The sequence below is a fragment of the Pseudomonas sp. FDAARGOS_380 genome (assembly GCF_002591235.1).
GTDB lineage: Bacteria > Pseudomonadota > Gammaproteobacteria > Pseudomonadales > Pseudomonadaceae > Aquipseudomonas > Aquipseudomonas salmasensis.
In genome coordinates this window covers 1,123,502-1,148,117 of sequence record NZ_CP023969.1, presented here as the reverse complement: position 1 = coordinate 1,148,117, position 24,616 = coordinate 1,123,502, and the positions used below count along the sequence as shown (strand labels likewise).

Genomic DNA, 24,616 nt, shown 5'->3' with positions numbered 1-24,616 from the left:
CCATCGTTGTGTTTTTCTGCATTTGTCAGCGCCTACATAGGCGCTCCCCCAGGTCAAGAAAAAAACTTTCTAAAACCGCCTGCAACCCTTGTACACAGCGGCTTTGAGCCATTTGCACTTGCCCCCAAAGACTGTGGGCGCAGTTGTGGATAACCTGCGCGCATATGGCTGCAAGCCACGGTTTATAAGGCTTTAATAGTGTTGGTTAAAAAATGACCAGTTGCGCAGGCATGTGCGTGCATAGCGGTTGCCGCAACGGCGGCGTAAGGGCATTCTGCTGGCTGTTTTTTTCCCGATGCCCGTAAGGAGAACACCATGTCCGACACGCTGTTTATCACTGGCGCCACTTCAGGTTTCGGCGAAGCCTGTGCCCGTCGTTTTGCCGAGGCCGGCTGGAAACTGGTGCTCACCGGTCGTCGTGCCGAGCGCTTGAACGCCTTGGTCGAAGAGCTTTCCAAGCAGACCGAAGTGCATGGCCTGGTGGTGGATGTGCGCGACCGTAAAGGCATGGAGGAGGCCATCGCCAACCTGCCGCCGTCGTTCGCCAAGCTGCGTGGCCTGATCAACAACGCAGGTCTCGCCGTGGGCACCGACCCGGCACCCAAGTGCGACCTCGACGACTGGGAAACCATGGTCGATACCAACATCAAGGGCCTGCTGACCACCACCAATCTGCTGTTGCCGCGCCTGATCGCCCATGGCCGTGGCGCCGGGATCATCAACCTGGGCTCCATCGCCGGTAACTACCCGTACCCGGGCAGCCATGTGTATGGCGGTTCCAAGGCGTTCGTGAAGCAGTTCTCGTTGAACCTGCGCTGCGACTTGCAAGGCACCGGCGTGCGCGTGACCAATATCGAGCCGGGCCTGTGTGAGAGCGAGTTCTCCCTGGTGCGCTTCGGCGGTGACCAGGCGCGTTACGACGCCACCTATGCCGGGGCCGAGCCGATCCAGCCGCAGGATATTGCCGATACGATTTTCTGGGTGATGAATACCCCGGCCCACGTGAACATCAACCGCCTGGAGCTGATGCCGGTGAGCCAGACCTGGGCTGGGTTTGCGATTGAGCGTGGGGCCAAGGGCTAAGCACCTGCGCGACACACGCTGATCGTTCCCACGCTCCGCGTGGTAATGCCGCCGGGGGCGCTCTGCGCCCCGCTTTCAGTGGCGGCAAATCGGCCAAAATGCGGCATAAGGTACACTGCCGGCCTGAAAACCCCACCGCACCCAGCGGTTTAAAGGTTTTGACAGGAGGCAATGTGAGTAACCGAGGTGAGCAGGCACTGCTCAAACAATCGACCATCCTGATGTTCGCAGTCGCGATCGCCGGGATTGTCACGGGTGTGATATCCGGCGCCCAATCCATTCTGTTCGACGGCTTTTTCTCGCTGATCGCCACCGCCATCAAGGTGTTGATGCTGATCACGGCCAAGCTGATCGCCAAGAAAAGCAACGAGCGCTTCCAGTTCGGCTATTGGCACCTGGAGCCGATGGTGTTGTTGATAGAAGGCAGTTTCCTGCTGTTGATCGCCATCTACGCGTTCCTCAATGGCGTGTTCGGCATTATCAATGGCGGGCGCGAAATCGAGTTGGGGCTGGTGATCATTTATGCGGCGGTGTTTACCGTCGTGGAGTTCGCCTACTTCTTCTACGTGCGCTATCGCAATCGCACACTCAAATCGTCATTGATCCAGTTCGACAACATCAGCTGGCTGGTGGACGCGATGCTGTCGGTGGGCTTGTTGATCAGCTTCCTGGCGGCGCTGTTGCTCAAGTCCCAGGGCTATGGCGAGTGGGCAGTCTACGTGGACCCGTTGATCCTGATCCTGCTGGCCCTGAGCATGCTGGCGCCGGCATTCAAGATTTTGCGCCCGGCGTTGCGCGAAGTATTGGGCATCGCGCCGGATCACTTGGACGACAAGGTCCGCGAAGTGATGGACGCGGCGCAGGCCAAGCATGGTTTCGACGACTACGTGTCCTATGTGCAGAAGCACGGGCGCGCGCGGTTTATCGAGATTCATGTGGTGCTGCCGGCGGATTACCCGGTGGATAACGTCGCCACCCTTGATGGGCTGCGTGAGGAGATATCCACAGGGCTGGGGGCGGCGGATGCGGCGCGGTGGTTGACGATCAGTTTTACCGGGGATCGCAAGTGGATTGCGTGAGGTCAGTTAGACCGAGGTGAGGCTATCGCAGGCAAGCCAGCTCCCACAGTTGATAGTGTTCGCACATTCAAGTGTGGGAGCCGGCTTGCCTGCGATGGGGCCCTGCTGGTCAGCCCAGATGCCGGATCAAACCCTGATAGCAAGTCGCCAAGTGATAAGGCGTAGTCGAAGGCATATCCCGTCGGCTCACCTTACCCTCGGCATCCAGGCATTCATGCCAACCCTTTGCATGCAAAAAGCGCTGTTGCAGCGCCTGCAACTGACGCAGCAGCACTGCTTCGCTACCTGGCCGCAAGGTCAGCGCCCGCAGGTACTCCGCCTGCGCCCAGATCCGTTGGGTGCCGTCGCGCACCGTGCCATCCAGCGCGAGCATGCCGCTGACCGCGCCGCTTAACTTATCCACACCCTTTTGCTCGGCATAGGCAAATGCCCGTGTCAGCGAGCCATGCAACGCGGTGCCGCGCAGCACAGCTGAAGATTCGAGCAAAAAGAACCATTCGAACTGGTGCCCCGGTTCAAACCAGTTATCCACAGCACCCAGCGGTTTCTCCATCATCACGCCGTGCTCGCGGTCGATGAAGCGTTGCTGCATGGCCGTCGCCAATGCCAGCAGGGCCGCTTGTACCTCGGCATCCTCACGCACCGCGAGGGTGGCCAGGAAACCTTCAGCCAGGTGCATCAACGGGTTTTGCAAGGGGCCCGCGTTGAGCGAGGCCCAATTGCGCTCCAGTACCGCTTCGTACAAGCCGTCGCCGGTGGCAAAGCGTTGGGCGACGACTTCCAGGGCGGCGTTGAGCACCGACTCTACCAACGGCTCACGCACCTTGGCCCAGTAATGGGCGCAGGCAAAAATAATGAAGGCGTGGGTGTAGAGGTCTTTGCGCTTGTCCAGCGGTTGGCCGGCGGGGTCGATGCTGTAGAACCAGCCACCGTGTTCGGCATCATGAAAGTGCCGTTGCAGGGAGCGAAACAGCGCCGCCGCACGTTCTTCGGCGAACGCCGCGTCGGGTTCGCCGATCAGGCTGGCGAACAGGTACAACTGCCGGGCGCAGGCCATGGCGCGATAGCGCTGTGGGGGCAGAGGCTGGTGGTCGGCGTCCAGGGCCTCAAAGGGCAGTGCCAGGTCGGCATTCCAGCCCGGGCCTTGCCAGAGCGGCACGATCAGGTCATGGAAGTGCGTGAGCACAGGCGTCAGGGAAGAGGGGGAAGCGATGGGCATTGGCTGGCGTCGTCACGGCAGGGGTGTAGGCGCGCATGGTAGCAGGCTGATCGTTCCCACGCTCTGCGTGGGAACGCATTTTATGACGCTCTGCGTCATGCTTTGGGACGCAGAGCGTCCTCGGCTGCGTTCCCACGCGGAGCGTGGGAACGAGAGGCCCTCAGCAGTGCCGCAAATCAGCCCGCCAGCAACCAAACCCCAGTCGCCGCCGAAGCCGCCCCGGCCACTCGCACCAGTGGCGCTGCAGCTGCTGGTAAAAAGCGCACCACCGCATAACCCGCAGCGTGCAACACGGCAGTCGCCCCCACAAACCCAGCCGCATACGCCCAAGGGCTGGTCATATCCGGCAGTTCCAGGCCATGGGCCACGCCGTGAAACAACGCAAACAAGGCCGTGGCGCCCACGGCCACGAACAGCGGTGGCCGCACCGCCAATGCTACCGCCAGGCCCAGGGCGAGCACGGAAGCAGCAATCCCGCTTTCCAGTGCCGGCAGTTGCAGCCCTTCAAAACCCAGCACGCCGCCGATCAGCATGGTGCCGACAAAGGTACACGGCAGCGCCCAGCGCGCGGCGCCTTTTTGCTGGGCAGCCCAGAGGCCCACCGCAACCATGGCCAGCAAGTGATCGAGGCCGCCCAAGGGGTGGCTGATACCGGCCACCAGGCCATTGTCGCCATGGCCCGGATGGGCGAAGGCCAGGGCCGGGGCGAGCAGCAGCGCGGCGGCGGCGAAAAGTCTGTTGAGTCTCATGGACAGGTTCCTTATGGGTTGATCAGGCGGCGGTCAGCAGGCCCTGGCGTTCGATGAAGGCGACAATGTCATCCAGGCCGACCCCGGTTTTCTGGTTGCTGAACACAAAGGGTTTGCCGTTGCGCATGCGCTGGGTGTCGCTGTTCATCAGTTCCAGCGAGGCGCCGACCAGCGGGGCCAGGTCGATCTTGTTGATCACCAGCAGGTCGGATTTGCAAATACCGGGCCCGCCCTTGCGCGGCAGCTTGTCGCCCGCAGACACATCGATCACATAGATGGTCAGGTCCGACAGTTCCGGGCTGAAGGTGGCCGACAAGTTGTCGCCGCCGGACTCCACCAGAATCAGGTCCAGGCCGGGAAAACGGCGGTTGAGCTGGTCCACGGCCTCCAGGTTGATCGAGGCATCTTCGCGAATCGCCGTGTGCGGGCAGCCACCGGTTTCCACGCCAATGATGCGCTCCGGCGCCAGGGCCTGGTTGCGCACCAGGAAGTCGGCGTCTTCGCGGGTGTAGATATCGTTGGTGACCACCGCCAGGTTATAGCGATCGCGCAGCGCCAGGCACAGGGCCAGGGTCAGGGCGGTCTTGCCCGAGCCTACCGGGCCGCCGATACCGACGCGCAGGGGTTGTGTGTTCATGTGCTTCTCCACAATCAGGAACGGAACAGGCGGCTGTACTGGCGCTCATGGGCCATGCACGCCAGGGACAGGCCAAAAGCGGCGCTGCCCAAATGGTTAGGGTTAATGCGCTCGGCATCCTGCTGGGCTTGTTGCAGCAACGGCAGCAGTTCGCTGGTCAACCGCTGGGCCGCTTGCTGGCCCAGTGGTAGGGTTTTCATCAGCACCGCTAGTTGGTTTTCCAGCCAGCTCCACAGCCAGGCGGCAAGGGCGTCGTCGGCGCTGATGTGCCAGGCGCGCGCGGCCAGGGCCCAGCCAAGGGCCAGGTGCGGTTCGTCGCGTTGGGCGAGAAAGTCACGGGCGCTGTCGTCCAGTTCCGGCAAGCCGTTGAGCAGTTGTTGCAATGAGTAGCCCATCTGGCGGCTCTCCTGATACAGCTCGCGGGTCTCACGACTGGCACGGTGCTCGTCGCACAACTGCGCCAGTTGCGCCCAGTCCTGCTCAGCGGCGGCGCGGCAATGGGCGAGCAACAGCGGCGCTTCGAAACGCGCCAGGTTGAGCAGCAACTGGTCACTGATCCAGCGTCGGGCGCTCGCGGCGTCCTGCACGCGGCCGTTGTCCACCGCCATTTCCAGGCCCTGGGAATAGCTGTAGCCGCCAATCGGCAATTGCGGACTGGCCAGGCGTAGCAGCGCCCAGGCTGGGTTCATAGACGCACGCCGAACTGATGCAGCTTGGGCGCGTAGTTGAAGTCTTCATCGCCATGGCGTGAATGATGATGGCCACCGCCATAGGCGCCGTGCTCGGGTTGAAACGGCGCTTCTATGGTCTGCGCATCGGCGCCTAGCTGTTCAAGCATGGCCTTGAGCACGTAGTCATCGAGCAGGCGCAGCCAGCCGTCACCGACTTGCAGGGCCACATGGCGGTTGCCCAGGTGATACGCGGCGCGGGTCAGCTCAAAGGCATTGCGGCAGGTGACGTGCAGCAGTTGTTCAGGACGGGCGCACACCCGTACGACGCGTCCGTCTTCTGCCTGTAGGAATTCGCCATCGTGCAAGGGCGGCTGGCCCCGCTCCAAAAACAGGCCGACATCTTCACCGTCGGCACTGAAACAGCGCAGACGGCTTTTGCTGCGGGCTTCGAAGTTGAGCAGCAACTCGGCGGCCCAGAGGGCTTGGGGGGCGATTCGGCGGTGTATCACCAGCATCAGAGAGCTTCCAGCTGTGAGCGATGAAAGACCTAGAGCAAGGGGCTTGCCAATCATGGAATTGAGTAGGAATTCCCTGTAGTCAGGCAGGCATGCTGCTCAATAGGGCGTCGGATAATTCGGCGCGTGTATCAATTTGGTGCGTGTCGGATGTTTATAGCACCGGCGAAGGGCGTTTTGCGTTGATGGTGGCGCTCAGCTTGATGAAATTTCTTTCATCTTTTTCTCGGTAGGCGGTTTTTAGGATTTTTCCTACGAATCATGAGGATTTGGAGTTCATGAGATTACCTGCGGGTTCTTTAGGCTATGCGCCCTGTTTAATGCCACCGCGACGTTTATCATGCTTCGATCAATTTTCTGTATATGCCTGGTCAGCCTGACCTTCTTTATTTCATCGGCATCGGCCAACTTTCAGCCCCGCGCCACCTTCGGTTCGTCGCTGCACAGTATCAAGCCAGCTTCTATCGACGACGTGATCGATCGCGCCCATGAGTTGCTGGGCACGCCCTACAAGTGGGGCGGCACTTCTGCAGAGCAGGGCTTTGATTGCAGCAGCTTCCTGGTGTACCTGTTCAAGACCCAGGCCAATATCCAGATACCGCGCACCACCACGGCCATGCACCGCTCATCGGCGGCGACCATCAAGCGCAATGCGTTGAAGCCAGGGGATGCGGTGTTTTTCAAAGGCAACGGGCGCGGCCAGGTCAGCCATGTCGGCCTTTATATCGGCCAAGGCAAATTCATCCATTCGCCGCGCACCGGAAAAACCATTCGTATCGATTCATTGAACAATAGCTATTGGAACAAGCACTACACCACGGCCAAGCGTTTCCACACGGCGGGTTGATTGCTTTATTCGGTGCTGCCCAGCCCTTGCCAATGCTTGAGGCCGATAAAGATAAAGCGCAGTTGCTGGGTGATTTTCGCCTGGGGCGTGAGGTGGGCCGGCAAGGCGTGGGCCGGTGGGTCGATGATATCGGGCAGGGTGGCGAACACGCTCTTGACGATCAGGTCGGCCATCACATGCAAACCTTCCGCATCCAGGTGCTGGAGTTTGGGCATCAGTGTCAGGTCGGCGGCCAAATCGCGGGTGATGTCTTCGCGCAGGGCGGCGATGGCTTGGCGCACGGCCAGGCAGCCGCCGTACTGTTCGCGGGCCAGAAACAGAAATTGCGAGCGGTTGGCCGAGACCACATCGAGAAAGATGCGTACCGAGGCATCGATGATGCCGCCCATCACGAATTCGTTGTGGCGCACCAGGCGGATCGTGGCGCGGAAGGTCTGGCCGACTTCGCTGACCAATACAAGCCCGAGCTGGTCCATATCGGCGAAATGGCGATAGAAACCGGTGGGCACGATACCCGCGGTCTTGGCCACTTCGCGCAGGCTCAGGCTGCCAAACCCACGGCCACACTCCATCAGATGGCGGGCTGCGTCCATCAGGGCGAGGCGGGTTTGTTGCTTTTGTTCGGCGCGGGGCAGCATGAGCGGATGAGCTTTGTCGGCAAGTACAGCGACGCACTCTAGCAAAAGCGCTTTGCCGGCGTCGAACTTGGCAGGGGCGGGGCGTGACGCGGTCTATATAAAAGCAAAAGCCCGATCGGCAGATCGGGCTTTTTTCTGGGCCACCACAGGCTTAGCTCTGTGCTTGATGCAGTTCTTGCAGACGGTCGGCACCGCCTTCAGCAACGCCTTCGGTGTAGGCGCGTTTGTTGGCTTGTTCAGCACCGCCTTCAACCAGACCTTTCTCTTGCAGGCGGTTGTAGCCATTTTCAGCCACGGCGCCTTTGGCGTAATCACGGTTTTCGTCTTCTTGCGAACCGCTGCGAGCTACGGTTTGGCTGGTTTGCACGGCTTGGGCTTTGTTCTGTGGGGTGGCCTGTTCGGCGGCTGGCAGGGCAAAAGCGCTGGAAGCCAGGACAGATAACAGAACAGTAGCGAGTAATTGGCGTTTCATGATGGTTGCTCCTTGGGAGGGCGATAAAGTGGGTACAGGGCTAATGTTACCCTTGATAAGTCGATATAAAAGTTCATAAACACAATGGTAATAATCAACAGAATTGATTGTTCTCGCCGGAGGCTCTAGATCGAGCCTCTCAAGCCCGCGGCTTTGCACCGATGTGGGTATTTTCGACACGAACCTGGGTAACAATGGTGCGTCGTCGATGGGGAAAATGGTCTGGTTGATCAGGAAAATCGCTTTTTTCGGCTAAATCCGCCGTTGCGTTAAACCCCCAGGCACTTTGCCAGTCGTAGTCCTATAAGCTGTTTAAAAGGCTGTTGCCCAGCCAGTCGTATTCAGGAGTCCTGTGCAATGACGCGCACTCGTAAAATTGTCGCTTGGAGCTGCGCCAGCTTCGTTCTGTTAATGGCCATCGTGGTACTGGTGTTGGTGTTCTTCGACTGGAACCGCATCAAGCCGCCCCTCAATGCCAAGGTCTCCGAAGAGCTGCATCGCCCGTTCGCCATTAACGGCAACCTCGCCGTGGTGTGGCAGCGTGAGCCCGATGAAGGCGGCTGGCGCGCCTGGGTGCCGTGGCCCCATGTGATTGCCGAAGACCTGACACTGGGTAACCCCGATTGGTCGAAACAACCGCAGATGGTCACGCTCAAGAAGGTTGAGCTGCGCATATCGCCCCTGGCCTTGCTGGTGCAGCGTGTGGTGATCCCGCGCATCGACCTCACTGAACCCAGTGCCCAGTTGCAGCGCCTGGCGGATGGCCGCGCCAACTGGACCTTCAAGTTCGACCCCAAGGACCCCAACGCCGAACCGTCCAACTGGGTGGTGGACATTGGCGCCATCGGCTTCGACAAAGGCCATGTGACCCTCGACGATCAAAGCCTCAAGACCCAGCTGGATGTGATCATCGACCCGCTGGGCAAGCCGATTCCCTTCGGTGAAATCGTCGGCGACGCCGATGCCAAAAAGGCCCTGGAAAAAGGCTCGGCGCCCCAGGACTACGCGTTCGGCCTCAAGGTCAAAGGCCAGTATCATGGCCAGAAGCTTGCGGGCACGGGCAAGATCGGTGGCTTGCTGGCCTTGCAGGACGCGGCCAAGCCGTTCCCGCTGCAAGCCCAGGTCAAGATCGCCGACACCAGCATCGCGCTGGCCGGTACCCTGACCGACCCGCTGAACCTCGGCGCCCTGGACCTGCGCCTGAAACTGTCGGGCAGCAGCCTGGGCAACCTGTACCCGCTGACCGGCGTGACCCTGCCGGACTCGCCGGCCTATTCCACCGACGGCCATCTGATCGCCAAACTGCATGAAGCCAGCGGCGCCTCCTTCCGCTACGAGAACTTCAACGGCAAGATCGGCAACAGCGACATCCATGGCGACCTGGCCTATGTCGCCAGCCAGCCACGGCCCAAGCTCAGCGGCGCGCTGGTGTCCAATCAGTTGCTGATGGATGACCTGGCGCCTTTGATCGGCGCGGACTCCAACGCCAAGCAAAAAGCCCGTGGTGGTGAAAGCAAACAGCCGGCGACCAAAGTGCTGCCGGTTGAAGAGTTCCGCACCGAGCGTTGGCACGATATGGATGCTGACGTCGAGTTCACCGGCAAGCGCATCGTGCACAGCGCCGATTTGCCCTTTACCGACCTCTACACCCACCTGATACTCAACGACGGCCAACTGAGCCTCGAACCCCTGCGCTTCGGCGTGGCCGGTGGCAAGCTCGATGCGCAGATTCGCTTGAACGGCCGCACCACACCGATGGAGGGCCGCGCCAAACTCACGGCGCGTAACTTCAAGCTCAAGCAGTTGTTCCCCACCTTCGAACCGATGAAAACCAGCTTTGGTGAACTCAACGGCGATGCCGATATTGCCGGGCGCGGTAACTCGGTGGCGGCACTGTTGGGCACCTCCAACGGCGACCTGAAGATGCTCATCAACGATGGCGCCATCAGCCGTAGCCTGATGGAAATCGCCGGGCTCAACGTGGGTAACTACGTGGTAGGCCGCCTGTTCGGCGACGAGGAAGTGAAGATCAATTGCGCGGCGGCGGACTTCGGCATCAAGACGGGCCTGGCGACCACGCGGTTGTTTGTGTTCGATACCGAGAACGCGATCATCTACATCGACGGCACCGCGAATATGGCCACGGAGCAGTTGGACCTGACCATCACGCCGGAATCCAAGGGCTTTCGCCTGTTCTCCCTGCGTTCACCGCTGTACGTCAACGGGCCGTTTATCAAGCCCAATGCTGGGGTCAAGGCCATCCCGCTGGCCCTGCGCGGTGCCGGTATGGTCGCTCTGGGTGTGATTGCAGGGCCTGCTGCGGGCTTGCTCGCCTTGGTGGCCCCAAGTGGTGGTGAGCCCAATGAGTGCGCTCCGTTGCTGCAACAGATGAAGGAAGGCAAGGCGCCAAAAACTGTTAAGTAACTGTGGGAGCGGGCTTGCCCGCGATAGCGGAGTATCAGTCAATGATTTATCAACTGATCCAACGCTATCGCGGGCAAGCCCGCTCCCACAGTGGGGTGTTGCAGTGTTAGTGGTTACAGGTCCTGCAGAATATCCGCCATGTCGTCGGCGTGTTCTTCTTCCTGGGCCAGGATGTCTTCGAAGATGCGACGGGTCGTCGGGTCTTTGTCACCGATGTACTGGATGATCTCGCGGTAGCTGTCTACGGCGATCCGCTCGGCCACCAGGTCTTCGTAGACCATTTCTTTCAAGGTGTTGCCTGCCACGTATTGCGCATGGGAGTTCTTCGACAGCAGGTCGGGGTTGAACTCCGGCTCGCCGCCCAGCTGCACAATGCGCTCGGCCAGTTTGTCGGCGTGCTCGGCTTCCTGGGTGGCATGTTCCAGGAACTCATCGGCAGCCACGCTGGCTTTGAGGCCGTTGGCCATGAAGTAGTGACGCTTGTAGCGCAGCACGCAGACCAGTTCGGTGGCCAGTGACTCGTTGAGCAGGCGGATGATTTCTTCGCGGTCGGCGTCGTAGCCTTCGGTCACGGCGCCGTTTTCGACGTTCTGGCGGGCGCGGCTGCGCAGGGTTGCAACGTCAGTCAATTGTGCTTGAGTCATTTCAATCTCCTGGGGCTAATCCGGTTGTACGCCACGCTCTGCCGGCGGGGTCGTTATCAGGTGTGAGTCCTGGGCGGCGCAAAAAGTTTTATTGGATTTGCCAGCAGGTGTCATCTTCTGGTCGTGGGCGTGGGCTAGCCTGACTTTATTCCGTCTGGATCAAGGACGTTCGGCCCATGCCGCAGTCGTTAGCTACACGTTACCCCTTGGTGCTGGTGCCCGGCATGCTGGGTTTTGTACGCCTGGGGTGGTTCCCTTACTGGTACGGCATCGTCCCGGCGCTGCGGGCTGGCGGGGCGAAGGTGTTTGCCGTGCAGGTTGCGCCGCTGAATTCCAGCGAGGTGCGCGGTGAGCAGTTACTGGTGCAGATCGAGCGGATTCTGCGCGAAACCGGCGCCGGCAAGGTCAACCTGATCGGGCATAGCCAGGGCTCGCTCACCGCTCGCTATGCGGCGGCCACGCGCCCGCAATGGGTGGCCTCGGTGACTTCGGTGGCCGGGCCCAATCATGGCTCGGAACTGGCCGATCATATCCACGCCCATTACCCGGTCGACAGCGTCAAAGGCCGGTTGATGAGCGCTGCTTTTCACTTGGCCGCCTGGGTGATGGGCCTGCTGGAAACCGGCTATCGCGGGCCGCGCTTCAAGGCCGATCTGCCGGCCTCGCACCAGTCCCTGACCAGCGCGGGTGTGGCGCTGTTCAATCGCCAATATCCCCAGGGGTTGCCCCAGGAATGGGGTGGGCAGGGAGTGGAGGAGGTCAATGGCGTGCGCTATTACTCGTGGTCCGGCACCTTGCAGCCGGGCAAGACCGACCGCGGGCGCAACTTGCTGGATGGGACAAATCGCAGTTGCCGCTGGTTCGCCCGCAGCTTTGTGCGGGAGAAGGGCCAGTGTGATGGCCTGGTCGGGCGTTACAGCTCACACCTGGGCACGGTGATCGGCGATGACTACGCCCTGGACCACTTCGATATCGTCAACCAATCCCTGGGGCTGGTGGGCAAGGGGGCCGAGCCGATCCGCTTGTTTGTCGAGCATGCCCGGCGGCTGAAGGCGGCCGGGGTTTAACCGGGCAGCCGCGTTATCGTTCTTCGCAGGCAAGCCAGCTCCTACCTTTGAAATGCATTCCCCTGTGGGAGCTGGCTTGCCTGCGATAGCGATGGCTCAGGCCACGCTGACCCTCCGGCCAACCGGCGTGGTCCAACGCTCCGACAAAATCACCCCACCCAAGGTCAGCAAACCGCCCACCAAGTGATACAGCGCCAACTCTTCCTTGAGCACCAGCGCCGCAATCAGCGCGGTAATCAAGGGCAGCAGGTTGAAAAACAGCGTGGTACGGCTTGGCCCCAGGGTCTTCACCGAGTGCATCCACGCCAACGGCGCCAGCATCGACGCTAGCAGGCACGCATACAGCACCAGCGGGATATTCGCCCAGCCCAGACCTGCCTTGGCCGAGAACAGGTACAGCGGAAACAGCACCACCACCGCCACCAGCACTTGCAAATACAGGAGCACCAACGGCGGCAGGCGCAGCTGCCATTTTTTTAGCAGGGTGCTGTAGACCGCGTAGGCCAGCGTGGCAATCAGCATCATGCCGTCGCCCAGGTTGACCCCATGTTGCAGCAGCGCGCCCAGGCTGCCGGCTGACACCACCACTACCACGCCTGCGAACGACAGCACCGCGCCGGTCAAGGCGCCAAAGGTCAGGCGTTGACCAAGGCTGATGATCGCGGCGGTCAGCGCCATCAGCGGCATCAGCGACAGGATGATGCCCATGTTGGTGGCGCTGGTCAGCGTCGCGGCGTAGTAAGCCAGGCTTTGATACACCGCCATGCCGAGCACGCCGAGGATAAAGATCTTGCCCAGGTTGGGGCGGATCTGCGGCCAGTGGGCGACCACCGGTTTGAGCATGAACGGCGTGAACAGCAACGCTGCGAACAGCCAGCGGTAAAAGCCGATTTCAGCCGGGAAGATCGAGCCCACGGCCAATTTGTTGACCACGGTGTTGCCGGCCCAGATAAAGATAGCCAGCAGTGGATACGCGTATTGCATTGAAAAGAAACCCAGTGTGTTGACGAGGCAGGATTATCCTCTGTCTGGATCGAAGCCTATACTGCGATCCAGACAACCGAGCGTTGAATCCAGACAATATGTCCCGACACACCGTACGCCTGCCCGATTTCGCCCGCCTGCCAAGCCCGGTGTACTTTCGGTATTCCGATTTTGCCCCGGACACCGAATGCACCCCGCACCAGCACACTTGGGGCTCGCTGGATTACTCGGCCAGCGGCGTGATGCGCATGGAAGTGGCGGGCAATCGCTTCATGTCGCCACCGCAGTACGCGGTGTGGGTGCCGCCGCATACCGAGCACAGCTCCTACAATGCCGAGGCGATTGTCTACCACTCCGTAGGCCTGGCGCCGCAGCTGTGCGAGCAGTTGCCGCAGCAGCCTTGCACGCTGGCGATCAGCGACATTCTCAAGGCGATCCTCAAGGATTTCGCCCTGCGCGACGTCAATGCGCCGCGCACCGACGCCGACATCCGGCTGGCCCAAGTGCTGGTGGACCAACTCCGGCAGGCGCCGGTCCACGATTGCTTCCTGCCCTACGCCCGCCACCCTGGGTTGCTTGGGGTCTTGGAGGGCATGCAGGCAGAGCCGGGAGACAACCGCCCGCTGGCGCAATGGGCCGAGCAGGTGCATGTGAGCGAGCGCACCCTGGCGCGCCAGTTTGTGCGTGAGCTGGGCATGAGCTTTGGCGAATGGCGCCAGCGCCTGCGCTACCTGGCGGCCATCGAAGCGCTGGACAGCGACCGTAGCGTGCAACACGTGGCGTTTGATCTGGGCTACAGCACCGCCTCGGCGTTTATCGCCATGTTCCAGCGCCACGCTGGCTGCACGCCAGAGCAATACCGACGGGCGAATATTCGTGGCCGGTGAAGTTGTAACAGGTTTTGACTACACTGCGCGGTAGGCCGTGCCCGTCGGCACGGTAACAGGGAGAAAACTCCATGAAGATGCTGCGTATTCCGTTGTTGATGATGGGCCTGCTGATGTGTGCCCAGGGTTTTGCCGCCACTGCCCAGCAGAACAAAATGACCACCTGCAATGCCGAAGCCACCACCAAGACGCTCAAGGGCGATGAGCGCAAGACTTTCATGAAGACCTGCCTGTCGGCACCTGCCGCCAACGACGCCAAGACCCTGACCCCGCAGCAGCAGAAGATGAAAGACTGCAATGCGTCGGCGAAAACCCAAGCCTTGGCCGGTGACGCGCGCAAAACCTTCATGAGCACCTGCCTGAAGAAATAATAGCCCCGGGCCATAGAAGGCTGCGACACTCGCACACAGCCCCTTTGTAGGAGCGAGCTTGCTCGCGAAAAACGTGAACGATCACACGGGCGCCCTGACTAAACGAGGCGCTCTTGCGTTTTTCGCGAGCAAGCTCGCTCCTACAACATCCTTCAACGCCGTTTGTTTTGAGGCTGTATGCCAACGTTTTCTCAGCGTCATGTGTTGTTGCTGTCTAGCTACATCATCATTTTCGGCGGGTTGCTGCTGGTACTGCCGCTGAAATTGCTGCCCAGCCTGCTGGCCGGCCTGTTGGTCTATGAGCTGGTCAACATGCTCACCCCTCAACTGCAACGCCTGATCGAAGGCCGACGCGCGCGCTGGCTGGCGGTGGCCTTGCTGGGCACTCTGATTGTCAGCGTGCTGGCCTTGATCTTCGCCGGCGCCATCAGCTTCCTGCTCCACGAAGCGGAAAACCCCGGGGCTTCCCTGGATAAATTCATGGGCGTGGTCGACCGCGCGCGCGGCCAATTGCCGCCGTCCATCGACGCTTACCTGCCCGCCAGCGCCGCGGAGTTTCGCGTGGCCATTGGCGATTGGCTGAGCAAGCACCTGAGCGAACTGCAACTGGTCGGCAAAGACGCTGCCCACATGTTCGTCACCTTGCTGATCGGCATGGTGCTGGGCGCGATCATCGCCTTGCAGCGCGTGCCCGACCTGACCAAGCGCAAGCCCTTGGCCGCCGCGCTGTTCGACCGTTTGCACCTGCTGGTCCAGGCGTTTCGCAACATCGTTTTTGCTCAGATCAAGATCGCCGCGCTGAACACCGCCTTCACTGCGGTGTTCCTGGCGGTGGTGCTGCCGTTGTGTGGCATCCACCTGCCGTTGACCAAGACCCTGATCGTGCTGACCTTCCTGCTCGGCCTGCTGCCGGTGATCGGTAACTTGATCTCCAACACGCTGATCACCATTGTGGCGTTGTCGTTGTCGATCTGGGTGGCGGTGGCGGCGCTGGGGTATTTGATCGTGATCCACAAGGTCGAGTACTTCCTCAACGCGCGTATTGTCGGCGGGCAGATCAGTGCCAAGTCGTGGGAGTTGTTGTTGGCGATGCTGGTGTTTGAGGCGGCGTTCGGCCTGCCGGGGGTGGTGGCGGGGCCGATTTACTATGCCTATCTCAAGAGCGAGCTGAAGCTTGGGGGGATGGTTTAGGCCTTGTGTCGCCTGGGCTGACGCCATCGCGGGCAAGCCCGCTCCCACATTGAAATGCGATCACCTGTGGGAGCTGGCTTGCCTGCGATGACGGCCTCACAGCCGGCCCCTGTCTATCTGACGCCCCGCGATCAAACTGTGGGAGCGGGCTTGCTCGCGAAGGCGGCCTGGCAGTCAACGCAGTTGGATTGTGTGTATATCCATTGCTGCGGTAACGGCCGCTTAGGGGTCCGCCCTGACGGCGGGTCACTTTGGAAAAGCCCCAAAGTAACCAAAGGGCTCTTGCCCCACCACTCGGCACCTCGCTCACGCTCGGTGTGCCCGAACACAGGCTTGAATCCGTGGGCCGCCGCCACGCGCCATCCATGGCGCGGGGCGGCTAACCCGGCGTCCTGCCGGGTTACCCACGAATTCAAGCCTGCGTTCGGCCAGCGTGGTTTGACGGGGCGCCTAAGATCAAAAGCAGATCAAGATCAAGAGCGGCTCGCTTCGCATCGTGGTTACCGTCGGAGGGGCGTGCCACGGTTTTAGCTACAACTCAGCAACCGTAACGCTTGCTCGCCTCAATCGCCAAACCACTGCCAATACTGCCGAAGATATTGCCTTCCACATGCCGCGCATTCGGCAGCATTGCCGAGATGCTGTGGCGCAGTGCCGGGATGCCGCTGGAGCCGCCGGTGAAGAACACGGTGTCCACCTGCGCCACGCTCACCGAGGCGTCGTTGAGCAACTGCGTGACGCTGCCGCGTACACGTTCCAGCAAGCTGTCGATGGACGACTCGAACAGTGCGCGGCTCAGGTCTACGCTCAGGCCGGCTTCGATGCGGTCCAGCGGCACGTGGCGGCTGTCTTGGTGGGTGAGCTGGATCTTGGTTTCTTCCACTTCCATGGCCAGCCAGTGCCCGGCGCGCTGTTCGATCAGTTTGAACAGGCGGTCGATGCCGCCGGTGTCTTCGATGTCGTAGCGCATGCTGCCCAGGGCCAGCTGGGATTTTTGTGAGTACACCGAGTTGATGGTGTGCCAGGTGGCCAGGTTCATGTGGTGGCTGGTGGGCATGTAGGCGCCGCTTTTCATGCGGCTGCCGTAGCCGAACAGCGGCATCATGCCTTGTAGGCTGAGCTGTTTGTCGAAGTCGGTACCACCGATGTGTACGCCGCCGGTGGCGAGGATGTCGCTCTGGCGGTTGTCGTTGTGACGACGCTCCGGCGACAGGCGCACCAGGGAGAAGTCGGAGGTACCACCGCCGATGTCGACGATCAGCACCAGCTCTTCTTTGGTGATGGTGGACTCGTAATCGAAGGCAGCAGCAATCGGTTCGTACTGGAAGGAGATGTCCTTGAAGCCGATCTTGCGCGCCACGTCCACCAGGGTGTTTTCTGCTTCCTGGTCGGCCATCGGGTCGTCATCGACGAAGAACACCGGGCGGCCCAGAACCACTTCTTCGAACTCACGGCCGGCGTTGGCTTCGGCGCGGCTCTTGAGTTGGCCGATAAACAGTGCCAGCAGGTCGGTGAAGGGCATGGCAGTGCCGAGCACGCTGGTGTCGTGCTTGATCAGCTTGGAACCCAGCAGGCTCTTGAGCGAGCGCATCAGGCGGCCTTCGTAGTTCTCCAGGTATTCGTGCAGCGCCAGGCGACCGTAGACCGGGCGGCGCTCCTCGAAGTTGAAGAACACCACTGACGGCAGGGTGATCTTGTCGTCCTCCAGCGCGATCAGCGTCTCCTCGCCGGGGCGGATCCAGCCGACGGTGGAGTTGGACGTGCCGAAGTCGATGCCGCAGGCACGGGCTGGGGATGCGTTTTTCATGTCTCACAGGTTCCGGGCAAAAAACGGCCGCGCAGTGTATGCCACTGGCGCGCGGATGCGTAGACCGGTGATCCGTAAATCCATCGGCATTCGCGCTACATAGCTACGTCTTGAGGCTGCCGGGGTTTGGCTAGGCTGCGGTTTTACCGCTCACGGATGAACCGCTATGCCTGATGCAACCTTTACCGCCGACCTGCGCGGCGTGCACTACGACTTCCTCAAACAACGCGTGCCAAGCTGGTTCCTGGAGGGCACGACCCAGCGCCAGGAAGAGCTGGGCCAGCACGAGATGGACATTCCTTCCTGGTACCTGGCCGCGACTCACCAAGACAAAACCACCCTGGCCGAGCAGCACACACGTTTTCGCGAAACCCTCAATTCAATCGAAGAACATCTTGGCCAGATCGACGACATCCTGGCGTTCGCCGAGCAGCCGCTCAAGGACGCGATCAAAAAGCAGTTCAACCTTGAGTTGGATGTACGCAATGTGTTCCTCGTGCGCAAATACGCCTACAAAGGTGCTCGCGATGATTTCTACGGGGCCTTTGTTTTTGAACAGCAAAACGACCCCAGCCTGACCTACACCTACCGTGGTACATCCCTGTTGGAAGCGGCTCTGGCCAATTTCGAGGCCGATGAAGAACAGCCTTCGCCGTGCACCGATTGCCAACTCATTACCCGCTGGAATCCCGAGAACCCCCACATCATTGCGACATTCGCCGCCGTCAACGCCCACGCGGTGGCGATCAAGCCCCATGAGTTTGCCAAGCTGTGCCGCACCCTGGACCTCGGCGCGCAATACCAGAAGCACATCAAGGCGGTTGTCGAACCCGACGCCGCCCAAGAGCGCGAGGCGCTGGAGCAGTTGCTTGAGGAGCATCAACGCCAGCAACTGGCGCTGAGCATCGAGATTGCCCGGTTGCAGTTAAACGGCGCGTTGAGCGCCGATGCCTACCAGATGCTCAAACTGGTAGTGGCCGGTTCCGGCACGCCAAAGCTGGCGGGCAAGCCGGTCACCTACGCCGCCCTCAAGGTGTTTGACAGTGTGCTGGTAGGGCCGCTGCTGATCGGGCCAGACCGTGAACGTTCGGACCGTACCGAGCCACTGGTGGTGTACATACCCGGCGACCCGCAACAGCCGGTCAAGGAGTACGCCTCCAGTGGCGAGTTCATGGTCGATCTGCGCATGCGCTTGCACAGCGCATCCTATCGACGCTTTTTTAGCCGCTTTATACCGGTGCACGAGCAAGGCAGTTTTTTCGCCCGTTTCAGCCGGTTGTACCAGCCAGCCGATAACGGCAACGGTGGGGCCGATTATCCGCTGCGTACCTCGTTGGTACGTTTGCCCATGGACGGCTTCCTGCTCAGTGGTGACCTCTGGCAGCGCAGTCGCCAGGCACATATCCGCAAGATTTTGAGTGATGCGCGGGCCGTGGCCGTACCCACCGAGGACGAGGACCGCAAGGCGCGGCTGGAGCGTCTGGAAGGTTTTTTCGACGCCGCTGTCAGTGTGTTCAACCTGGCGGCCTTCGTGGTGCCAGGGTTGGGGCCCATCATGCTGGCCGTGGGCGCGTCGCAGATGTGCTACGAGGTCTTTGAAGGGATAGAGGCCTATGGGCAAGGCGAGCCACGGCAAATGTGGGCGCATTTTGCGTCGGTGGCGTTGAACGTGGCGTTTATTGCCACCGGCGCCAAGGTGCTGCCTGCCGTCAAATGGCAGAGCGCGGTGGAGCATCTCAAGCCTGTGACGATGCCGTCCGGCAAGCAGGTGCTGTGGAACCCTGACCTCGCGCCCTACGAAGCGCCCGTCAAACCGGCGCCCGAGGCCAAGGCCAACGCGCTGGGCCTGTACGAGCATGACGGGCAGCAACTGGTGGCATTCGAGGACGCCCATTATCAGGTCAAGCAAGACCCCCTCACTGGCGATTACCGCATCCAGCACCCGACCCGCTCCGGCGCCTATACCCCAGAGTTGGAACACAACCACAACGGGGTATGGAGCCATGAGCTGGAAGAACCGCTGACCTGGGATGAACCGACCTTGCTCAAGCGCCTGGGGCTTGTCGACCAGGCGGACCCGCTGCGCATCAGCGGTGTCGACACCGACGTGTTGCGCCAGGCCGCGCTCCATCACGAGCCGTTGCCGTGGTTACTGGAAGACACGCTCAAACGCTTCGAACTGCACCAGCAGCTCACCACCTTTGCCGAGCGCATCAGAAGCAGTGACCCTTTGGAATACTCTAAAGCCGAACCCAAGCTGCAATTTGACCTGCTTCAACGCCGCGGCCTGTTGCCTGATAACGTGGCGCTGAAAGTCATCGGCCCCCAGGGCGAGGTGCTCTGGGAGACGCCCGACGCACCGGCTTCAGCCAGCAAGCGCGTGATGGTGGTGACCGAAAGCGCCATGGCCCGGGGCGGTTTGCTGCGCGAGTTGTTGTATACGTTGCAGGGTGTCGACCCGCTGCTCAAGGAGTTTCCCGGCAGCCCCGAGGAGTCGCTGGAGGTGCGCGCCGGCAAGCTGCGCGATTATCTCGGCGATGCCGTTGACAGCCTCAAGGGGCCGTTGCTGGAACAACGCTACCAAGCGCTGAACCCTGCGCCCGATGCCGATGTACAACGTCTGCTGGATACCTACCCGGCCTTGCCCACACCGGTCGCCGAGCGTGTGCTGCAAGGGGCGACGATCGATCAGTTGCAGGCCTTTCGCAGCACCCGTCGCTTGCCCGAGCCCCTGGCCACGCAAGCCCGATGGTGTGCCCAGGAAACCCGGGTGGCCCGTGCCTACGAAGGGTTGCACCTGGACACCCAGACGCACCTCGATAGCCAGCGCCTGGCCTTGCGCACCCTGGAAACCCTGCCGGGCTGGCACCGGGGTTCGCGCATCGAGCTGCGTCAGTATTCGGCTGAAGGCACGGTGCTGGATGCCATCGGCTCGCCTGACTTTCCGCATAAACGCACATTGGTGCTGCTGGAAAGCGGCGACTTCCAAGCCTCCATGCCCGGTGATTTCTACAGCGCTATCTGGGAACAATTGGCACTCGATGAACGCCAGCGCCTGGGCTTGAGCAGTGCCGTTGAGCTCAAGCAGGCGATTCAACGCAGCCCGTTACCGCGAGAGCCGTTGCGCACGGTGCTGGAGGAGAACCCACTGCGCAAACCTGACTACGACCCGATGGCCAGGCTGTTGGGCGGCGCCCCAGGGGTGCGTCAGTTGTTAAGGACGGCGGGGAATGTGCTTCGCTCCCCGGCGGAGCGGGTACGGCGGTTGTTTCCAACCTTCAGCGACGAGCAGGTCACGGCGTTCATTGAGTCGCTGGGTGAAGACGTGCGGGGCGAGTTGAGCCGCCGTGAGTTGGAGTACCGCACCCTGAAAAAAACCTTGAAGGTCTGGGCGCAAGCTAAGGGGGCGCGGGCCTTGGCCCCTTACAGCGAGGAGTGGCGTGTGAGCGAAGAGATCAAACGCTGCTGGCGCCGTGAGACCGGGAGCCAACTGCACATTCGCCTGCCCAGGGACAACCTCTATGGGGTGGATTTGCCCGCCATAAAAGGAGGCTTCGACCATGTCCAGGAATTGGTGTTGTCGAATGTCAAATGGGGTGGGCATTCCAGTGCGTTGTTCCTCGAAAACTTTAACGAGCTGAACAGTTTGAGCATCACCGGGGCCGAAATGACCGAGCTGCCTGCGGTGATTGGCGACATGAAGCAGCTCACTGCGTTGACGCTGCACGACAACGGCTTGCAGTTGACTGAACATAGCGCGGGCTTGGTGAGTAATCTCAATGCGCTGCAAGTGCTCGACCTGTCGAGTAATCCGCTGGGCGTAACGCCAGACTTCAGTGGCATGCCCCATTTAAGAGAGCTGAGTCTGTATAGGACGCGCATCGAGCGTTGGCCCTCGGGGTTGAGAGAGCAAGCCGGGCTGGAGCGCCTCGACCTGCGTCAAAACCGTCTGCAACAGGTACCACAGGACAACCTGGTGCCGCCCGCGGATCAATTGGAAACCGTGGCACGTATCAACAATGTCACCTTGCTCGAGAATAATCGCTTCCCCCCCGATTATTGGAAAACCTTCGATAAGTACTGGCAGGACCTGGCCCAGTCTCGACCCGACCTGTTGCAAGGGGCACTGGAGGGCGCTTTCGACAGTAAAAACCCGCGCATCGAGAAGGTGCAGTACATGTACCCCGAGTACTCCGTGCAGAAGGCCAGGGCGCTTATCTGGTCCTGGGGTGAAGGGGCCGATGCGCAGCTCAACCGCCTCTGGCAAGAGCATTCTGTGCTGCTCCGGCAGTTGAACGGGTGGCTGTTCTCAGGCGGTGGTGAGCGCCAGCGCTATGTGCGTGTTGGCGAGCGTGCCAATGACGCAGGGTCTTTGCGTGACCGCCACCAGGCCTGGGACCGCATCTTGCGCTGCTGGAGGCAAGAAACACCGCAACAGCTCACCAATGATGGCGAACCTTTCGGCCTGGAGTTGAACCTCAGTGATCTGAACCTGCCGAGCCTGCCTGACCTGGACGCGGATTTCAGCCATGTGGGTTCGCTCAAACTGAGCAATATGAACCTTCGAACCTCGCCGGAAGGGTTCCTCGCGCGTTTTCGTGGGGTGCGCTGGCTCGATTTGTCCAAGAACCAGTTGCGTGAGTTACCGCCGGCGGTCGGGCAGATGCATGGCTTGACCCGCTTGTCCCTGCAAAACAACCGGATCCGCCTGACTGCCGATTCGGCGGCGATACTCTCGTCACGCACCACGCTCAAGGCTCTGGTACTCAATTCAAACCCCCTGAGTAGGGCGCCGGACTTCAGCCAAATGACCAACCTGCACTCGTTGGGCATGGGAGCCACCGGCCTCGATACCTGGCCTACCGGCTTGGACGAGCTCCCCCTGTTGGACATGGTGTACCTGCGAGGCAACAATATTTCCACCTTGCCCGATGCGCTGATCGCCCCGTCGGACGAGCAACTGGAACAGACACTGCGGGTCACCCGGGTAACCGACCTGGGCCTTAACCCGCTGTCCGCCGATACTCGACAACGCATCAACGCCTACGGCGACCGGCTCACCGCCACCGAGCGAGCAGCCAATCGATTGGTCGCCAGTGTGACGAGTGCGGTGGATGGCCCGGTGGTGTCGCATGACGCGGATGCTCCGTTTCGGCGCTGGTCCACGGGCTTTTCCACTGAGCAGTTGGCGCAGCGCCGGCTCCAGTGGTCCACCCTGCGTGCGTTGCCGGGTTCGGACGGCTTCTTTGAAGTGCTCCGGGACCTGGAAATAGCGCCTGCCGGGCGTGAAGACTTGCAGCGCCGCATCTGGGAGGTGATCGATGGCATCACGCAAAACAGCAATGAGTCCGAGCAGTTGCGCAAGGAGATGTTCGAGTGGGCGGGGCGGGCGGCCTGCTGTGACCGGGCGGCGTTGACCTTCAGCAACCTGGAGATTCTGCTGATGACCTACAACGCCAAGGCACTCGCTTTGGACTCGACCCAGGGTGAGGCCCTGCTGAAGCTGTCCAAGGGGCTGTTCCGTCTCGATGAGCTGGAAAAGATCGCCCTGGAGGATATCGACCAGCGCAGGGCTGCGATCAACGCGCGTGAGGGCTTGAGCCCTGCCCAACGGGAGAGCGCCTTGAGGGCCGTGGAAGAGGTGGAGGTGCGCATGGCGTATCGCCATGGGCTCAAGGATCGCCTTGAATTGCCCGGCCAACCGCAGCAGGCCCGGTTTGCCCATTTCGGCAATGTGACCCAGGCCATGCTTGATGCGGCCTACCAACGGGTGCTCAGCCTGGATAACTCCGCCCAAGAGTTGCAAGCCATGCTCGCCAGAGACTTCTGGAAAGACTATGTGGCGAATAAATACCGGGCGCAGTTTGAAGCACAGAACGAACCCCATCACGAACAAATGGAAGCCTTGCAGCGCGACTTCGAGGCCGGGACGCTGCCCCGTGCAACCTACGACACCAAGGTCAAGGCATTGCAGGCGCAGTTCGAGATTGAAGAAGCACAATTGATCGAACGCTTGAGCCGCGATGAAGTGGCGCAGGCGCTGGTGCCGACAGCGAGCCTTGAAGTGTTGGCGGATAGCGATGGCAACGGCTTGCAACTGTCCCAGGCACAAGCCGTCGACTTCAATGGCAAGCGCTACTTCGTGGCGAGCATGCCCGATGCGGGTGATGGCGAGCATTACGTGTTATGGGTACAAGCGGCGGATAACCCCTTGCGGTTGACCAGCAGCGCAATCGTGGCCAAGCCTGATGTCAAGGGGGTGTGGCGGCGTCGAGGCCTGGCGGGCGGGATGGCGCCGCCGGGGTCCGACGATGAGTTTTTCGACGCGTCGGAATCCATGCCGGTCAAGCCCTATACAACGGCCGAACTCAGTTACATGCGCCGGGAAGTGCACTTTACGGCCAACCCTAATCCGGTCGGCAGTTACATCCGCGCCAACAACGGCAAGTACCCACTCAGGGATTACCAGGGCAGGCCGATCCGTATCCGAACCCTGGAGAGGCAAGTGACCTTGGATTCCGGCGCGCAATACACCTCCGCGCAGGTCAAACCCTACATCCAGTTCGAAGGCTATGAGCACGTCGGTGCACGCTATGAAGCGCAACTGCAACTGCGCACGTTCACCGCGCAGGATGTGAAAGTGCCTGGCGAAAAGGCGTTGATCGGCCAGTCCATGGTGGTGGCCAACCGGCGTATCGCCAAAGGGGAAATCGTCGGTGTCTACGGCGGTACCGTACTGCCGTCGGGGATCTTCGGCGAGGGCGGCCAGACCTACACCATGAAGGTGGGCAGCCAGAAGGTCGCCGAGGGTAACGTTCTGATGGAGGTGCCGATTCATTTGTCGGGGGACAATATTCTGTCGCGAATAAACACCCACTTTGAATATGACGAAAACGGCAAGCCGCTGCGCCAGGCGCCAAGTGGCTATAACGTCGAGACAGTGGGGTTTGATGTTGAGGCCGACATGTGGCTGGGCGTGGGGCCAGGGGCGCAGATAAAGCGCAAGCCGTTCATCCTCAACACCCTTTTCGCCACTGAAGGCATCGCCGCGGGCACCGAGCTGCGATTGGACTACCAATACACCGAGGGGATGATAAAAAAGCTGTTCGCTTGATCCTACGCAGGTCGGTAACCCGTCCGTCGTCGTAAATAGCGGTATCGCATCTTGAAAGACCGCGTTTTGCCCCAATCTTGTGGGCATATCCAGGCGGTACACAGCCATTGCATTAAACCTGTGTGCCGCCGCTTAACTTATGACGCGCCCTGACATCAATTCCCAGGCTGCCAGCCATGGCGTGCCGTGTGGCGGGCTGCGCGATATCGATAACGGA

At 60.9% G+C, this 24,616-nt stretch carries 19 protein-coding genes; 9 read left to right on the top strand and 10 right to left on the bottom strand.

Features of this window, described 5'->3' with window-relative positions; all coding sequences use genetic code 11:
* Positions 1-315: 315 nt before the first annotated feature.
* Both CRN80_RS05580 and CRN80_RS05575 read left to right on the top strand, forming a co-directional pair.
* Positions 316-1,083 (top strand): SDR family oxidoreductase, encoded by a 768-nt coding sequence (locus CRN80_RS05580; RefSeq protein WP_005784288.1) that lies wholly within the window; start codon positions 316-318, stop codon positions 1,081-1,083.
* 173 nt (positions 1,084-1,256) lie between these two features.
* On the top strand, positions 1,257-2,162 hold the full coding sequence (locus CRN80_RS05575) for a cation diffusion facilitator family transporter (protein WP_003188105.1): 906 nt from the start codon (positions 1,257-1,259) through the stop codon (positions 2,160-2,162).
* Positions 2,163-2,271: 109 nt separating this feature from the next.
* Here CRN80_RS05575 and CRN80_RS05570 read toward each other — a convergent pair whose 3' ends face one another.
* From CRN80_RS05570 to ureE, 5 genes are all read right to left on the bottom strand, one after another.
* Positions 2,272-3,381 carry an AGE family epimerase/isomerase gene (locus tag CRN80_RS05570; RefSeq protein WP_098949716.1) on the bottom strand — a complete coding sequence of 370 codons (1,110 nt, stop codon included), beginning with the start codon at positions 3,379-3,381 and terminating at the stop codon, positions 2,272-2,274.
* Between the two features lie 176 nt (positions 3,382-3,557).
* Positions 3,558-4,130, bottom strand: coding sequence for a HupE/UreJ family protein (locus CRN80_RS05565; RefSeq protein WP_003188108.1), 573 nt, complete (start codon positions 4,128-4,130; stop codon positions 3,558-3,560).
* A gap of 22 nt (positions 4,131-4,152) precedes the next feature.
* Positions 4,153-4,767, bottom strand: coding sequence for an urease accessory protein UreG (gene ureG / locus CRN80_RS05560; protein ID WP_003188109.1), 615 nt, complete (start codon positions 4,765-4,767; stop codon positions 4,153-4,155).
* 14 nt (positions 4,768-4,781) lie between these two features.
* Positions 4,782-5,456, bottom strand: a complete 675-nt coding sequence (locus CRN80_RS05555) for an urease accessory protein UreF (protein ID WP_098949715.1) — start codon at positions 5,454-5,456, stop codon at positions 4,782-4,784.
* Positions 5,453-5,953, bottom strand: a complete 501-nt coding sequence (gene ureE, locus CRN80_RS05550; RefSeq protein ID WP_003188112.1) for an urease accessory protein UreE — start codon at positions 5,951-5,953, stop codon at positions 5,453-5,455. The genes CRN80_RS05555 and ureE overlap by 4 nt, the downstream gene beginning before the upstream one ends.
* 340 nt (positions 5,954-6,293) lie before the next feature.
* On the opposite strand from ureE, the gene CRN80_RS05545 reads away from it, so the two are divergent.
* Positions 6,294-6,800: a C40 family peptidase gene (locus CRN80_RS05545; RefSeq protein ID WP_098949714.1), complete on the top strand. Its 507-nt coding sequence runs from the start codon at positions 6,294-6,296 to the stop codon at positions 6,798-6,800.
* A gap of 5 nt (positions 6,801-6,805) precedes the next feature.
* On the opposite strand, the gene CRN80_RS05540 is transcribed toward CRN80_RS05545, so the two are convergent.
* Both CRN80_RS05540 and CRN80_RS05535 read right to left on the bottom strand, forming a co-directional pair.
* Positions 6,806-7,438, bottom strand: coding sequence for a TetR family transcriptional regulator (locus tag CRN80_RS05540; protein ID WP_003188114.1), 633 nt, complete (start codon positions 7,436-7,438; stop codon positions 6,806-6,808).
* Positions 7,439-7,589: 151 nt separating this feature from the next.
* Positions 7,590-7,910, bottom strand: coding sequence for a hypothetical protein (locus tag CRN80_RS05535; protein ID WP_003188116.1), 321 nt, complete (start codon positions 7,908-7,910; stop codon positions 7,590-7,592).
* A gap of 357 nt (positions 7,911-8,267) precedes the next feature.
* On the opposite strand from CRN80_RS05535, the gene CRN80_RS05530 reads away from it, so the two are divergent.
* Positions 8,268-10,334: an AsmA family protein gene (locus CRN80_RS05530; RefSeq protein WP_098949713.1), complete on the top strand. Its 2,067-nt coding sequence runs from the start codon at positions 8,268-8,270 to the stop codon at positions 10,332-10,334.
* Between the two features lie 113 nt (positions 10,335-10,447).
* Here CRN80_RS05530 and CRN80_RS05525 read toward each other — a convergent pair whose 3' ends face one another.
* On the bottom strand, positions 10,448-10,978 hold the full coding sequence (locus CRN80_RS05525; protein ID WP_003188119.1) for a bacterioferritin: 531 nt from the start codon (positions 10,976-10,978) through the stop codon (positions 10,448-10,450).
* A gap of 176 nt (positions 10,979-11,154) precedes the next feature.
* On the opposite strand from CRN80_RS05525, the gene CRN80_RS05520 reads away from it, so the two are divergent.
* Positions 11,155-12,045, top strand: a complete 891-nt coding sequence (locus CRN80_RS05520; RefSeq protein WP_098949712.1) for a triacylglycerol lipase — start codon at positions 11,155-11,157, stop codon at positions 12,043-12,045.
* A gap of 96 nt (positions 12,046-12,141) precedes the next feature.
* On the opposite strand, the gene CRN80_RS05515 is transcribed toward CRN80_RS05520, so the two are convergent.
* Positions 12,142-13,029, bottom strand: coding sequence for a DMT family transporter (locus CRN80_RS05515; protein ID WP_044271043.1), 888 nt, complete (start codon positions 13,027-13,029; stop codon positions 12,142-12,144).
* A gap of 98 nt (positions 13,030-13,127) precedes the next feature.
* On the opposite strand from CRN80_RS05515, the gene CRN80_RS05510 reads away from it, so the two are divergent.
* The 3 genes from CRN80_RS05510 (at position 13,128) to CRN80_RS05495 (ending at position 15,478) form a co-directional block, all read left to right on the top strand.
* On the top strand, positions 13,128-13,916 hold the full coding sequence (locus tag CRN80_RS05510; protein WP_034125676.1) for a helix-turn-helix transcriptional regulator: 789 nt from the start codon (positions 13,128-13,130) through the stop codon (positions 13,914-13,916).
* Between the two features lie 71 nt (positions 13,917-13,987).
* Positions 13,988-14,287 (top strand): PsiF family protein, encoded by a 300-nt coding sequence (locus tag CRN80_RS05505; protein WP_032893794.1) that lies wholly within the window; start codon positions 13,988-13,990, stop codon positions 14,285-14,287.
* Positions 14,288-14,464: 177 nt separating this feature from the next.
* Positions 14,465-15,478: an AI-2E family transporter gene (locus tag CRN80_RS05495; protein WP_003188124.1), complete on the top strand. Its 1,014-nt coding sequence runs from the start codon at positions 14,465-14,467 to the stop codon at positions 15,476-15,478.
* A gap of 538 nt (positions 15,479-16,016) precedes the next feature.
* On the opposite strand, the gene CRN80_RS05480 is transcribed toward CRN80_RS05495, so the two are convergent.
* A complete protein-coding gene (locus tag CRN80_RS05480) occupies positions 16,017-17,285 on the bottom strand; it encodes an Hsp70 family protein (RefSeq protein ID WP_032893792.1) in 1,269 nt (422 codons plus the stop codon).
* Between the two features lie 166 nt (positions 17,286-17,451).
* Here CRN80_RS05480 and CRN80_RS05475 point away from each other — a divergent pair, with 166 nt between their 5' ends.
* Complete coding sequence (locus CRN80_RS05475) at positions 17,452-24,399, top strand: NEL-type E3 ubiquitin ligase domain-containing protein (protein ID WP_098949710.1); 6,948 nt, start codon at positions 17,452-17,454, stop codon at positions 24,397-24,399.
* Positions 24,400-24,616 lie beyond the last annotated feature (217 nt).

Excerpts from the sequence above, each read along its gene's own strand:
- CRN80_RS05580 (WP_005784288.1), top strand. The coding sequence starts at position 316 with ATGTCCGACACGCTGTTTATCACTGGCGCCACTTCAGGTTTCGGCGAA.
- CRN80_RS05570 (WP_098949716.1), bottom strand. The coding sequence starts at position 3,381 with ATGCCCATCGCTTCCCCCTCTTCCCTGACGCCTGTGCTCACGCACTTC.
- CRN80_RS05565 (WP_003188108.1), bottom strand. The coding sequence starts at position 4,130 with ATGAGACTCAACAGACTTTTCGCCGCCGCCGCGCTGCTGCTCGCCCCG.
- ureG (WP_003188109.1), bottom strand. The coding sequence starts at position 4,767 with ATGAACACACAACCCCTGCGCGTCGGTATCGGCGGCCCGGTAGGCTCG.
- CRN80_RS05555 (WP_098949715.1), bottom strand. The coding sequence starts at position 5,456 with ATGAACCCAGCCTGGGCGCTGCTACGCCTGGCCAGTCCGCAATTGCCG.
- ureE (WP_003188112.1), bottom strand. The coding sequence starts at position 5,953 with ATGCTGGTGATACACCGCCGAATCGCCCCCCAAGCCCTCTGGGCCGCC.
- CRN80_RS05545 (WP_098949714.1), top strand. The coding sequence starts at position 6,294 with ATGCTTCGATCAATTTTCTGTATATGCCTGGTCAGCCTGACCTTCTTT.
- CRN80_RS05540 (WP_003188114.1), bottom strand. The coding sequence starts at position 7,438 with ATGCTGCCCCGCGCCGAACAAAAGCAACAAACCCGCCTCGCCCTGATG.
- CRN80_RS05535 (WP_003188116.1), bottom strand. The coding sequence starts at position 7,910 with ATGAAACGCCAATTACTCGCTACTGTTCTGTTATCTGTCCTGGCTTCC.
- CRN80_RS05530 (WP_098949713.1), top strand. The coding sequence starts at position 8,268 with ATGACGCGCACTCGTAAAATTGTCGCTTGGAGCTGCGCCAGCTTCGTT.
- CRN80_RS05525 (WP_003188119.1), bottom strand. The coding sequence starts at position 10,978 with ATGACTCAAGCACAATTGACTGACGTTGCAACCCTGCGCAGCCGCGCC.
- CRN80_RS05520 (WP_098949712.1), top strand. The coding sequence starts at position 11,155 with ATGCCGCAGTCGTTAGCTACACGTTACCCCTTGGTGCTGGTGCCCGGC.
- CRN80_RS05515 (WP_044271043.1), bottom strand. The coding sequence starts at position 13,029 with ATGCAATACGCGTATCCACTGCTGGCTATCTTTATCTGGGCCGGCAAC.
- CRN80_RS05510 (WP_034125676.1), top strand. The coding sequence starts at position 13,128 with ATGTCCCGACACACCGTACGCCTGCCCGATTTCGCCCGCCTGCCAAGC.
- CRN80_RS05505 (WP_032893794.1), top strand. The coding sequence starts at position 13,988 with ATGAAGATGCTGCGTATTCCGTTGTTGATGATGGGCCTGCTGATGTGT.
- CRN80_RS05495 (WP_003188124.1), top strand. The coding sequence starts at position 14,465 with ATGCCAACGTTTTCTCAGCGTCATGTGTTGTTGCTGTCTAGCTACATC.
- CRN80_RS05480 (WP_032893792.1), bottom strand. The coding sequence starts at position 17,285 with ATGAAAAACGCATCCCCAGCCCGTGCCTGCGGCATCGACTTCGGCACG.
- CRN80_RS05475 (WP_098949710.1), top strand. The coding sequence starts at position 17,452 with ATGCCTGATGCAACCTTTACCGCCGACCTGCGCGGCGTGCACTACGAC.